Source organism: Diaphorobacter sp. LR2014-1 (genome assembly GCF_002916785.1).
Lineage (GTDB): Bacteria > Pseudomonadota > Gammaproteobacteria > Burkholderiales > Burkholderiaceae_C > Diaphorobacter > Diaphorobacter nitroreducens.
Genome location: NZ_MTBE01000017.1, coordinates 1 through 12,955, shown reverse-complemented (window position 1 = coordinate 12,955; position 12,955 = coordinate 1). Strand labels below are relative to the sequence as shown.

General features: G+C 63.0%; 9 protein-coding genes and 3 tRNA genes. 4 read left to right on the top strand and 8 right to left on the bottom strand.

The annotated features are described in order from the left end of the window. Positions 1 to 3 precede the first annotated feature (3 nt). Positions 4 to 2,229 (bottom strand): DUF1631 family protein, encoded by a 2,226-nt coding sequence (locus BV908_RS12670; protein ID WP_103738343.1) that lies wholly within the window; start codon positions 2,227 to 2,229, stop codon positions 4 to 6. Positions 2,230 to 2,286: 57 nt separating this feature from the next. Continuing rightward, the gene (gene ettA / locus BV908_RS12665; protein WP_015912846.1) at positions 2,287 to 3,948 is read right to left on the bottom strand and encodes an energy-dependent translational throttle protein EttA; all 1,662 of its coding nucleotides are present in this window, start codon (positions 3,946 to 3,948) and stop codon (positions 2,287 to 2,289) included. A gap of 256 nt (positions 3,949 to 4,204) precedes the next feature. Between ettA and BV908_RS12660 the strand changes: the two genes are divergently transcribed. From BV908_RS12660 to BV908_RS12645, 4 genes are all read left to right on the top strand, one after another. Beyond that, positions 4,205 to 5,938: a DEAD/DEAH box helicase gene (locus tag BV908_RS12660; protein ID WP_011805804.1), complete on the top strand. Its 1,734-nt coding sequence runs from the start codon at positions 4,205 to 4,207 to the stop codon at positions 5,936 to 5,938. Between the two features lie 136 nt (positions 5,939 to 6,074). After that, entirely contained in the window at positions 6,075 to 7,895 is a 1,821-nt protein-coding gene (locus BV908_RS12655; protein WP_011805805.1) for a M14 family zinc carboxypeptidase, read from the top strand. A gap of 210 nt (positions 7,896 to 8,105) precedes the next feature. Continuing rightward, positions 8,106 to 8,182 (top strand) — tRNA-Arg (locus tag BV908_RS12650). A gap of 147 nt (positions 8,183 to 8,329) precedes the next feature. Beyond that, positions 8,330 to 8,632 carry a hypothetical protein gene (locus BV908_RS12645; protein WP_088887115.1) on the top strand — a complete coding sequence of 101 codons (303 nt, stop codon included), beginning with the start codon at positions 8,330 to 8,332 and terminating at the stop codon, positions 8,630 to 8,632. Between the two features lie 561 nt (positions 8,633 to 9,193). On the opposite strand, the gene BV908_RS12640 is transcribed toward BV908_RS12645, so the two are convergent. The 6 genes from BV908_RS12640 to BV908_RS22635 form a co-directional block, all read right to left on the bottom strand. Continuing rightward, positions 9,194 to 9,269, bottom strand: a tRNA-His gene (locus BV908_RS12640). 49 nt (positions 9,270 to 9,318) lie between these two features. Continuing rightward, positions 9,319 to 11,241, bottom strand: coding sequence for a SurA N-terminal domain-containing protein (locus BV908_RS12635; RefSeq protein ID WP_103738342.1), 1,923 nt, complete (start codon positions 11,239 to 11,241; stop codon positions 9,319 to 9,321). A gap of 59 nt (positions 11,242 to 11,300) precedes the next feature. Continuing rightward, positions 11,301 to 11,376, bottom strand: a tRNA-Val gene (locus BV908_RS12630). Positions 11,377 to 11,390: 14 nt separating this feature from the next. Then, on the bottom strand, positions 11,391 to 11,663 hold the full coding sequence (locus BV908_RS12625) for an HU family DNA-binding protein (RefSeq protein WP_011805814.1): 273 nt from the start codon (positions 11,661 to 11,663) through the stop codon (positions 11,391 to 11,393). Between the two features lie 406 nt (positions 11,664 to 12,069). Further along, a complete protein-coding gene (gene pgsA, locus BV908_RS12620) occupies positions 12,070 to 12,636 on the bottom strand; it encodes a CDP-diacylglycerol--glycerol-3-phosphate 3-phosphatidyltransferase (RefSeq protein WP_041836028.1) in 567 nt (188 codons plus the stop codon). Positions 12,637 to 12,649: 13 nt separating this feature from the next. Then, positions 12,650 to 12,955, bottom strand: a 306-nt coding sequence (locus tag BV908_RS22635) for a hypothetical protein (RefSeq protein ID WP_210434001.1), incomplete at its 5' end; no start/stop codon positions are given.

Sequence of the window (12,955 nt, the reverse complement as noted above, 5' to 3'; positions counted from 1 at the left end):
GCCCTAGCGCAGCTTGGCAGGCTTGGTGCGCACGGCGCGCAAAGCGCGGTCCACCACCGGCTGGTCGGAAATCAGGCGGAATGCCCCGTCAGAGGACAGTTTGTCGATCATGCGCCGCGTCATGGACTGCGTGCTCGCGTCGGCTCCGGTGAACAAAAACAGCGTGTTGTGCGGGCTGCACCAGGTGAGCTGGGTTCGCACCGCACGCTGGTTGGTGATGATTTCCACCCACTGGCCGATGCGCAATGCGGGCTGAGCCACTGCTCCGGCCATCGACGGGTCCGCCGCGGCGGCCGTATCGGAGGACAGCACATCGTCAGCGCGGGTTTCGGGGCTGACCTCTTCCGCCGGCGTGTCGCCAAAGACGCTCGCCGCTGCGTAGTTCAGCGCTTCACCCTGAAGCTGCGCTAAGCGCTGCGTCACTTCGGCAATACGCTCGATCGGGTGGTCAATGCTCTCCAGCCCACGCACCAACACCGGCACCATGTCGGCAATGGCCTGGCCCAGGCGCTCCGGGTCCGAGCGCAACTGCTCGGGCTGCGCGCAGCACAGCAGCAGCGGCACCAACGCCAAATAGCCTCCGGGATCTCCGCCGGTTTCCTGGGGCTGGCTGCTTTGCGCCTGCGCCACCACGTCCGCCCACGGGCCGGTCACGAAGGCCAGCAGGTCGGCCGGCACCTTGTCCGCATCGGGCAGGCGGCGGAAGTCGGCGGCAATCTTCTCGGCCAGCAATTCCCGCTGCTCCCGCTGGAGCAGTTCGCGCTGCTGCGCTTCATGGCGCTCAAGCTGTCGACGCTCCTGCGCGGTCCAGGCCTTTTCCAGCGCCTTGAGCACTTGGGCGAACGGTGCGGCATCCCGGATCTCAATGGAAGCCAGGTGGCCTACGGCTTCGTTCACCAGCCGCATGAAGCGGCTGAACGCGGGCCCATCCTCGGCGTTGAATGCCAGGCTGCGCTGGGTCAACTCGTCCAGCAGGCGCCGGGCGGGGTGCTGCTCATCCGTGAAGAACCGCGTGTCGTGCTGCACCAACTCCTTCAGCGCGGGCTCCAGGCTTTGCACGGCACGCTGCATGGGGGGCAGCAGCCGCGAATCCTGCGCAATGTTGTCCATCATGCGGCTCACGACCTCATGCGCCGTCCGCGTGGGGGATGCCGCCACCGGCGCATGTGCAGAGGTGCCGTTCCAGCCCGTCACCGGGACCGCAGCCCCCCCCGACAGACGGCCCACGATGCGTTCCAGCTGCGCAATGTCTTCCATTGCTTCCACCGCGGCCGGCGTGACGTACGCGTTGGCCGGAGTAGCTGCCGCATAGCCGCCGCGTGCATCGTAGGCGAAAGGGTCACCACCACCGGCCAGCATCTGGCGCAGGATACCCACCGTCAGCAGCGCTTCTTCGGCCTGCGGCGCCAAGGCCACGTTGCCCGAGGCGCCTCCCCAACCTGCCCCGTAACCTTGGCCATAGGCGCTCGCGGCACCATATTCGCTGGCCGGCGCACCATAGGCCGAGGGCGCGTAGCCCACGCCCATCTGGGAACTGTGGGCATATCCACCACCATGACTGCTACGCACACCCGGGGCTCCCGCCACCGCGTAGCCCACGGGCTCGACGCCATGCTCGCGCAGGCTCTGGGCGGCGCGCTCATAGGCGCTTACCAGTTGCATGCCCAGCAGTTCGCGCATCTGGCTCATCCACAGCTGCCGCACTTCCCCGCTTACACCGGTATCGCTCACCACTTGCTGCAGCGCGCGGATGTAGTTCTCGGGGCGAAAAGGGTTGCTTTCGGGTTGCACGCTGTGCAGGCCCTGCGCCGAACTGACGAGCGTGTTGAGTTCCGCCAGCGTTGCCTCTGTCGCCAGAGCGGCGATCTGCTGCGCCCGCGACAACTCCACCTGGACCAGCACGTCGGCATCGTCCATGAGGGCGAGCTCGCCCAGGTCCATTCCGCCGGGCTGCCCGGCCCTCGTCTTCGCGGCCGAGGGGCCTTCGGCAAAAATCTCCAGCAAGGCCATGGGGTAGGCCTTGGGCAACGACGCCTCGTGCTGCTTGAGCAGGCGCAAGGCATCGCTGATCTGGGTGCGCTTGTGAAGGTCGCGGGTGGAGGATTCCTGCGCCGTGAGCGCTTCGCGCGTACCAGTCACCAGCGCCTCCATCAGGGCCTCGCTGTCCCTGACGGCGTTGACAACGCAGGCGCGAAAAACCGTACGGGCGCGGGACGCGGAAAGGGACATGGTGGGGACGGACGAAGAATGGGCGGCGGTCCGCCCGATGCTACTACCTGTAAGTGCTTATTTGAGGGCCTTGTAGCGCATACGCTTCGGTTTCGCACCCTCTTCACCCAATCGTTTTTTCTTATCAGCTTCGTATTCTTGGTAATTGCCGTCAAAGAATACCCATTGGCTGTCGCCCTCGGCGGCCAGGATGTGCGTCGCGATACGGTCGAGGAACCAACGATCGTGGCTGATGACCAGCACGGTACCAGCGTATTCCAGCAACGCGTCTTCCAGCGCACGCAGGGTTTCCACGTCCAGGTCGTTGGACGGTTCGTCCAGCAGCAGCACGTTGCCGCCCTGGATCAGCGTCTTGGCCAGGTGCAGGCGGCCGCGCTCGCCCCCGGACAGGTTGCCCACCTTCTTCTGCTGGTCCTGGCCGTTGAAGTTGAAGCGCCCGGCATAGGCGCGCGACGCCATTTGGAACTTGCCCACGTTGATGATGTCCAGCCCGCCGGAGATGTCCTCCCACACGGTCTTGTCATCGGCCAGTGCGTCGCGGTGCTGATCGACAAAGGCCATCTTCACGGTCTGACCGATTTCCACGGTACCGGAATCAGGTTGCTCCTTGCCCGCGATCAGCTTGAACAGGGTCGACTTGCCGGCACCGTTCGGGCCGATGATGCCGACGATGGCGCCGGCAGGGATGTTCATGCTCAGGTTGTCGATCAGCAGGCGGTCACCAAAGGCCTTGGAGACATTCTTGAATTCGATGACCTTAGAGCCCAGGCGATCCGCTACAGGAATGAAGATCTCCTGCGTTTCGTTGCGGCGCTGGTATTCGTAATCGCTCAGCTCTTCGAAGCGGGCAATACGCGCCTTGGACTTGGCCTGGCGGCCCTTGGCGTTCTGGCGCACCCACTCCAGTTCCTTCTTCAAAGCCTTGGCGCGAGCCTCCTCGCCTTTTTGCTCGGCTTCCAGACGGTTGCCCTTCTGGATCAGCCAGTCAGAGTAGTTGCCCTTGTAGGGGATGCCGTGGCCTCGGTCCAGTTCCAGAATCCACTCAGCGGCGTTGTCCAGGAAGTAGCGGTCGTGGGTGATCGCCACCACGGTACCGCTGAAGCGGTGCAGGAATTGCTCCAGCCAGTCCACGGATTCGGCGTCCAAGTGGTTGGTGGGTTCGTCCAGCAGCAGCATGTCGGGCTTGGACAGCAGCAGCTTGCACAGGGCCACGCGACGCTTTTCGCCACCCGATAGCTTGCCAATCACCGCATCCCACGCCGGCAGACGCAGCGCGTCGGCCGCAATTTCCAACTGGTGTTCGGAATCGGTACCGGCCGCGGCGATGATGGCCTCCAATTCACCCTGTTCTTTGGCCAGCGCGTCAAAGTCGGCATTCTCTTCCGCGTAGGCAGCGTATACCTCTTCCAGGCGGGCTTTGGCGTTGTTCACCTCGGCCATGGCTTCTTCCACGGCCTGGCGCACGGTGTGCTCGGGATTGAGTTGGGGCTCCTGGGGCAGGTAGCCGATCGACAGCCCGGGCATGGGCAGTGCCTCGCCTTCGAATTCCTTGTCCACGCCCGCCATGATCTTGAGCAAAGAGGACTTGCCGGAGCCGTTCAGGCCCAGCACGCCGATCTTGGCGCCCGGAAAGAAGCTAAGGGAAATGTCCTTCAAGATCTGCCGCTTGGGCGGCACGGTCTTGGTGACGTGGTTCATCGAGAAAACGTATTGGGCCATGGATTTATTCAGGAAACGGGCAGAAGAAGGCGCCAAAATTTTTTGGGCACAAACGCGGATTATCGGCGCATGCGACAATAGACCCCGTCTTGGGCTCCAGTTGCCCACGGCATCAGCCTAGACAAGCTGGGGACGAAGGAAGAATTTTCCGGGCTCCCACCCTTGCAATCATCTGCCTAACAAACTGGCTCGGCGGCCCGTAAAGTCGCCTGCGACAGGCCGATACCCAGCGCCCCGGATGGGCGCATCCAATTACATGACATTTGAAGAACTGAAGCTGGCGCCGGCCATTTTGCGGGCCGTGCAAGAACAAGGCTACGACAACCCGACCCCTATCCAGGCCCAGGCCATCCCGGCCGTCCTCGCTGGACACGACCTCCTCGCCGGCGCACAGACCGGCACCGGCAAGACCGCCGCGTTCACGCTGCCCATGCTGCACCGCCTGGCCGAAGGCCAAGCCCCACGCAGCCAGTTTGGCGGCAAGGGTGTGCGCGCCCTGGTGCTCACGCCCACGCGGGAGCTGGCAGCGCAGGTCGAAGAATCCGTGCGCGGCTACGGCAAATACCTGGATCTGAACTCCACCGTGATCTTCGGCGGCGTCGGTATGAACCCCCAGATCGAACGCATCAAGCGCGGCGTGGACGTGCTGGTGGCCACCCCTGGCCGCCTGCTGGACCTGCAGCAGCAAGGCTTCATGGACCTGTCCACCGTCGAGATCCTGGTGCTGGACGAAGCCGACCGCATGCTCGACATGGGCTTCATCCACGACGTGAAGAAGGTGCTGGCGCTGCTGCCCCAGTCCAAGCAAAGCCTGCTGTTCTCGGCCACGTTCAGCGACGACATCCGTGAACTGGCCAACTCACTGCTCAAGAACCCGCAGAGCATCCAGGTCACCCCGCGCAACACCACGGTGCAACGCATCAGCCAGGTGATCCACCCCGTGGGGCGCGGCAAGAAGAAGCAGGTGCTGCTGCACATCATCCAGGAACACGACTGGAGCCAGGTGCTGGTGTTCACGCGCACCAAGTTCGGCGCCAACAACGTGGCCGAGTACCTGACCAAGAACGGCGTTTCGGCCATGGCGCTGCATGGCAACAAGAGCCAGAGCGCCCGCACCCAGGCGCTGGAGGGCTTCAAGACGGGCCAGATCCGCGCCCTGGTGGCTACCGACATCGCGGCACGCGGCATCGACATCGACGACCTGCCGCACGTCGTGAACTACGAAATCCCCAACGTGCCCGAGGACTACGTGCACCGCATCGGCCGCACGGGCCGCGCCGGCCGCGAGGGCCATGCCGTGAGCCTCGTCTGCATGGACGAGGAAGGTTTCATGATGGAGATCGAGCGCTTCACCAAGCAGGAAATCCCCGTGCAGGTGATCGACGGCTTTGGCCCGGACGAGGGAGAGAAGGCCGAGCCCATCGCCATGGGCCGCCAGACCATCTGGGGCGGCGCGGGCAAGCCGCCCAGCCGCGAAGTCATGCAGGCAGCGGCCAAGGCGGCACGCCAGGAGATGATGGAGCGCATCCGCACCAACAAGGCGGCCACTGGCGGCCAGCGCGGTTCGCGCCAAGGCGGTGGCCAGGGCGAAGGCCAGCAGCGCGCCGGGGGTCAGAACGGCAGCGGGGGCCGCGGCGGCAACGCAGGCAATGCGGGCCGTCCTGCCGGTCCACGTGATCAGCAACGTCCGCAGAACACGGCCGGTGGCCGCCGCCGCGGCGGTCCCGCTGGTGCAGGCAATGGCGGCGGTAATGGCGGAAATCGCCGTTTCGACGACAGCCAGCCTCGCAGCGAGAACGCCCACCTGGGCACGCAGCTCGGCAACATTGGCATCGGCCCACGCCATGGCAGCGGCCGTGCCAGCCAGCCGGACCCCATGCGCACCAGCGTGGACAGCATGGCGGACCGCGGGCGTCGGGGCGGCTTCGGCCGTGGCAACGGCGGCGGCGGTGGTGGCCGCGGCCCACGCGGCGGCGGCTTCGGCCGCTGAGACCTTCACGACAACAGAAAGCCCGGCACAGCCGGGCTTTTTTCCATGGCCCCTGAGCCAACCACCCCGCCGCACGCGCAGGACATCAAAGCTGCCGGGTAACATCCGCCCCAGCACCACTTCCGCCACGCCCACCATGACGCCGAAGAATCTGCTCTCCCACCCATACGCGCTGCCAATCGCCGCAATCGCTGCACGGCACCGCGCTACCGCGCTGCTGGGCGCATTCCTGCTGTCCGCCTGCTCCAGCACGCCCCTGCCTCCGTGGCCCGCGCAGTCCTCCCCCCCCGCGCCCACTGGTCCGCAAACGTCCCGCGCCGTACCGCCGCCGCTGGGAACAGTGCAGCGTGGCGAAGTCGTGCCCAGCCCAGTCACGGTAACGCCCGTCGCCCCGGCCACCGAGCCGGCCTCCACCGCGCTCCCCTACAGCGCGGCTGTCGCGGCACGCTTTCCCGCGCCTTCCGTGCGGTACGAAACGCCGGGGCTCGCCGAGGGGCGCCAGGCTTTCACCACCAACGCTGAACTCACCCAATGGCTGCGTAATCTGGCCACGGCGCAGCGCGGCACGACCCGTGTGCAAATGCTGGACCTGGGGGTATCGCAGCGCGGCACACCCTTGCACGGCCTGGTGCTGACCCGCGCGGCTGGCACCAACGTGGCCGCGCTGGACGCCAGCCGCCGCCCCACGGTGCTGCTGCTTGGGCAGCAACATGGCGACGAACCCGCCGGCAGCGAGGCATTGCTCGTACTGGCGCGCGAACTGGCACAGGGTCTGCTGGAGCCCATGCTGGAGCGCATCAACGTGATCGTCGTTCCCCGCGCGAATCCCGACGGAGCCGAGGCCGGCACACGAGCCACGTCCAACGGCATCGACATGAACCGGGACCACCTGCTTTTGCAAACTCCGGAGGCCCAGGCACTCGCCAAACTGGTGCGCAACTATCGCCCGATCGCCATTTTCGATGCGCATGAATACACCGTCACCGGACGGTTCCTCGAGAAATTCCATGCCATCCAACGCTACGACGTGCTGCTGCAGCACGCAACGACGGCTAACCTGCCGGAATTCATGACCAAGGCAGCTCTGGAATGGTTCCACCACCCCATGATCAGGGCCCTGGAAGCGGAAGGCCTGAGCCAGGAGTGGTACTACACCACCTCGACCCGCGCCGAAGACCTTCGCCTGTCCATGGGAGGGACGCAACCCGATACCGGCCGCAACGTGAATGGTCTGAAGAACGCCGTCAGCATGCTCGTGGAAACGCGCGGCGTGGGCATTGGCCGCACCCACATCCAGCGGCGCGTGCACTCGCAGGTGACGGCCCTCACCAGTGCACTGCGCAGCACCGTGGACCGCGCCGCCGACTTGGAGCAGGTGCGCTCCTATGAAGCGCGGGACATTGCCTCCCAGGCATGCCGCGGCGAGATCGTGGTGGAAGCCACGCAAACCCCTGGCCAGCGCGACCTGGTCATGCTGGACCCACAGACCGGCGCAGACCGGACCCTGCGCGTGGATTGGAATTCCTCGCTGCAACTCAAGCCGGTCAAAAAACGCCACCGTCCCTGCGGTTATTGGTTGGCAAGCGGCGCAACGGATGCAGTGGAGCGCCTGAAGCTGCTGGGCATCCAGGTGATGCACGTCGCCGAGGCGGGCTCCGTACTGGCCGACATCTATGAGGAAACCAGCCGGGAGAGCTCCGAGCGAGAGGACGTGCGCGGAGCCATCCCTGGCGCCCGCCCGATCATCCGCGCCACCGTGACCCCCATGCGCAGCGCCATCGACGTGCCGGGGGGCAGCTATTACGTGTCTCTCAACCAGCCCTTGGCCAATCTGGCCGTGGCAGCGCTGGAGCCCGATACGCAGAACAGCTATTTCGCCAACCATGTCATCGGCCAGCTCGGCGATGTGGCACGGGTCATGGCACCTCCATCGCTGGTGTTTGAGGAGATGGACTGAAGAGCACGCCAGACTGCGGCCACTCTTTAAATGATAGCTGCTTGCGCTTGCTGGATAAGCGCTAAAGGCATATTTGGCATCATACAAAGCACCCGCATGCCGTCTTCTATTTCATGGGCTGCGCAGGCTGGCGCGGAAGCGCTCCGGGCGCCTGTATGATCCTGCACTCCGAGCGCGCACATCACCGCGCGCACCGCATACCTGCATCATCTGCCCGTAGCTCAACCGGATAGAGCAATTGCCTTCTAAGCAATAGGTCGGGGGTTCGAGTCCCTCCGGGCAGGCCACCTCACTTCGGCTGTGCCTCGGCATCCTGCGAAGACATCTTTCTACGGCCGAGGTGCCACTGTCGGGCGGAAATGCGGGACGCCGTCCGACACTCTACAGCGCGTTGCGCGCTCTATGGTCTTGCTACCCCTTCACAGGAGAAGACCATGCTCAAGCGCCTCTTTGATCCCGCTGCCATGTATGCCCGCCGTCTCGAGACCAGCCTGAATGAAGCGCGAATGGCGGCATTCGAACACGAAAACGCTGCCGAACACCATGCTGCACTGGCACGGATGTACCGGCAGCGCATTGCACGGCTGGAAGCCGAGCTGGCTCCCGCAACTGCGGGTATACCTTCGCGGTTGATCCTCGACCCTGCGGGGCCCATTCCACGTGTGACACCGCTCAAGAAGCCTCGGGAGCCCCACCAACGCATGCCAGCTTATCTGCCTCAAGGGGCGGGAGGATAGTGTGCGGTGCGACTGTGCAGAGCAACCTTTGGTACCCCCGTCCCTTCCCAGAATTCACGCCATGACGCCCCACGACCCGACAGAACACCCGCTGCACACTGTGCCAGACGACTTACCGCGCCCGCCCGGTGATCTGCCACCGGCCCCACCACCGACCTCGCCACCGCGGCAGCCCAACGAGGAAATACCAGCCAACTTACCGGGTTAAACCACCTGCAGGCTCCACTAGCTTGGTTCTTGCATAGGGTCACCGGGCAGTTCGATGGGCGGCGTATTGTCGGGCGGATCAATGGGAATAGGTCGCGGCGGCACCTCGCCGGGATTTGGCGGGACGGGCGGGACCGGTTGAGGGGCGGGGGTTGCTGGCATGGGGCATCCTTTGTGCTGGTTGTAGTGCCTTTGCACTTGGCACTCCGTCGGACAAAACCGTATGCAGGCGAACGGCTTCCGGCACGATCCGTATGCTGTTCGGAAGTGCCTCTTCAGTCAGGCCACCGGTCACACCAACCTTGTTGAATGCAAAAGGCCCCCGCAGCTTGCGCTGCGGGGGCCTTTGTTATTTGGGGTGGCTGATGGGACTCGAACCCACGACGACAGGAATCACAATCCTGGACTCTACCAACTGAGCTACAGCCACCGTAGCCTTGAATTATAGCCTGATAAATCTACCCTCTGAGGTAACCGGCTTAGTTTTGTAGCTCTGCCTGGGCCACCGGTCGGGGGGCCTTGATCTGGACCTTGAAACGCTGCTTGAGCAAATCGTAATACGCTAGCGCCTCGGCCGACGCCCACGATTGCAAGTATTGCTCTCGCTCCATACGCGCACGAGCGTCGTCCACACCGTCCCGGGGAACGACGCGGTTGATTTTCACCACGGCATAGCCCTGCGCACCAAGGTCCACACCTGTCCAGGCCGGGAGTTGGTCCACATTGGCACGCAAGGCGGCATCCACCACGGAACGAGGCTGATCCTGCAGCCGGTCCCGCGACACCGTCAACGCAGCAGTCAACCCGGAGGCTGCATCCGGCGCGGCCTTCCAAGCGGTCAGTTTGGCTTGGCCTTCCTGCCGCGCAAGTTCAGCGGACTTCTCGGCGATATAGATCGCGCGCACCTGGTCGCGCGCCTTGTCCAGCGGCAGCGTCATGGCGGGCTGGTATGCCGTAACGCGGCCGGCTGCCAGCACACTTGTACCGATCTCGATGGCCTCGGTATTGCGCTTGTTCTGCAGCGAGTCCGACTGGAACAGCGCCTCCAGGAAGCGTGCGTTGGCAAGCGGCCCCGCGCCGCCGGCAGCCGGAGTACGGGTAACCCCGTCGGCCGTCTGAATCTTGAGCTTGAGCTTGTCGGCAACGGGCTGCAGGCTGTCCGCCTGTTCATACACACCATTGGCAAACGCCTCGGCCACTTCTGCGAACTTGCGTTGAGCCTGCTGCTGCTTGAGTTCTGCCTCGAGCGAGGGGCGCAGCTCCTCGAAACTGGGCTGGCGCGGAGTCTTGATATCGGAAAGCAGGATGATGTGGAAGCCGAAGTCGGTTTCCACTACGTCGCTAATCTCCCCCTTCTTCATGGAAAAAACGGCGTCTTCAAAGGGTTTGACCATGGCTCCCCGGCCAAAAAAACCGAGGTCACCGCCGGACGGTGCTGAGCCCGGGTCCTGCGACTCCTTTTTGGCAATCTCCGCGAAGCTGCCCGGCGCTTTGCGTACCTGCGCGAGCAGTTCCTCCGCCTTGGCCTTGGCCTGGGTGCGCGCATCCGCAGGGGCGTCCTTGCTGGCGTTGATCAGTATGTGACTTGCGCGGCGCTCCTCCTTGCCCGCGAGGCGATTCAGGTTTTCCTTGTAATAGGTGCGCAGGTCATCTTCGCTGAGCGTGATTCCCGCTTTCACAGCATCAAGGTCAAGCACCACATACTCCACTGACGCTTGTTCAGCCTGCTGGAATTTCGCAGGATGGGCGGTGTAATAGGCCTCCAGGTCGGAATCCGTCACCACGACCTTGGACACAAACGCCGAAGCATTGAAACGAGCGATTTGGATTTCACGGCGCTGGAACAGTGCATCCAGTGCCAAACGTGCTTCCGCCGGGCCGCTGAATGCCGAACCCATTACACCGCCCATGACCTGGTTGACCGACAAGTCCTGCCGGATGCGTGCTTCAAGCCCCTCAGGGGTGAGTCCCTGCGCACCAGCCAGGGCGCGATAGGCTTCGGCATCCAGCGTGCCGTCAGCTCGTTTCAACGCCGCTATCTGCGGAATGCTCTGCAGCTCGCGTGCCAACCGCGCATCGCTGGTCAGCATGTGCATGTCCTGCGCCGCGACTTGCAGCACGCGGTCACGCACCAGCCGCTCCAACGTGGCATAGCGTGCCTGCGGTGAATCCAGCAGCTTGGCGTCGATACCTGGCGACTGAGCGCGGATTCGATCACTCTCCATACGGTGAGCGTTGTCCCAGTCGGCTTGGGTGATGTCCTTGCCATCGACCCGCGCTACCACCGGGCTTCCTCCGCTGAAATAGTTGCTGTCGATACCCACGAGGATGAACGACGGGATGATCAGCAAGAACAACAAGAACATGACGATCTTGGAGTGCTTGCGGATGGATTCGAACATGGTCAATCTTTCAACAGCTGCAAAAGAAAAGGCGAACTTGCGTTCGCCTTTGAATGGGGTGGTGGGTGCTAACGGGGTCGAACCGCTGACCTACGCCTTGTAAGGGCGCCGCTCTACCAACTGAGCTAAGCACCCCCCATATTTCACAATCAGTTCAAAGCATCTTTCAGTGCTTTGCCTGGACGGAACTTTGGAACTTTAGCAGCCTTGATTTTAATCGTAGCGCCCGTGCGGGGATTACGACCAGTGCGCGCAGCGCGCTTGCCGACGGCGAATGTGCCGAAACCGACGAGCGACACCGTGCCGCCCTTCTTGAGAGTCTTCTTAACCGCTTCGATCGTGGACTCCAGTGCGCGCGCAGCTGCAGCCTTGGAGATATCAGCGTTGTTGGCGATGTGCTCAATCAATTCGGTTTTATTCACAAGAAGCCTCTCGGGAAAAGAGTGGATGAATGTCTTTATGCAAATCTGGCCTCCGCGCCCCCTGCAACGGAAGCGGTCCGAAAGGCAGAGGCGGAGGGAACTGAAGCAGCGTCAGAAATTGCTGTGTCAGATTAAAGCCATCGCACTGTAGGGTGTCAATAAGACGTACCGCGTGGGCGACAGCATGGGAGCGAATTCTAGTCGTATTTGATCCCCGTCCCGGATTCGAGCACCGCTTTTGTTTCGACCTTGCGCGCTAGGCGCATTCCGTATTGACAAGCACTTTCGCCCTGCGGTGCCGAGTTGCCGCCACCAGCCGTCTCCATGTGGGCGCGGATTGCCTTGCTATGTCATATATAGCAATGAACCCTTTTGACACAAGGCTCTCCCAGCAGTAGCAAGAAACTTAACGGACTCTCGCTCGAATTTCTGGCAGTGCTTTTTGCAGGTAATAAACCATGGACCACACCGTCAGCACTGCGGCGCCCCAGATCAGCCAGGTACCCCACACACCCGTGTCAATGACGCCAAACAACTGCCCGTCATACAACAGGAAAGGAATGGCAATCATCTGCACCGTGGTCTTGAGCTTGCCGATCATGTGCACGGCCACACTCTTGCTCGCCCCGATCTGCGCCATCCATTCCCGCAAGGCACTGATAGCGATTTCGCGGCCGATGATGATGAGTGCCACGAACACATCGGCACGTTGCATATGCACGAGTACCAATAGCGACGCACATACCAAGAACTTGTCAGCCACGGGATCCAGAAACGCCCCGAACGCGGAGGTCTGGTTGAGCTTGCGTGCAAGAAACCCATCGAGCCAATCGGTGGCCGCAAAAACGATGAACATCACCGTGGCGATGAGGTTGCGCATCGCAGGGTCCAGCGGCGCATAGAACACTCCCACGATCAAGGGTATCGCGACAATGCGCGTCCAAGTCATGATGGTGGGAATAGTGAAAAACATGGGTGCCAATTGTCTAGCCGTTCTCGCTAGGAGTTGCTAAGCCAGCAGCTCGGTTCGTTTCAGACCCCTCCCGCCGCAAGGTGAGGAGGGGTTCTTCTTTTCGGACGTCGAACAGTTCAGCCGGCCAGACGCCTGGCGGCAGCGGCTTGGGCTCTGCAGGTTTGGGCGGTGCCCTCCGGCGCGGTGGCAAAGGCGGTTGGTAATAGATGATGTCCTCCGCCGTAATTGGTCCCTTCGCCAATCCGAGCCGCATGGCGGGAGTCTTCCCGTCTTCGCCGACCTCGCAATAATTGAAGTAGGTTCGAAAGATTTCTACCAG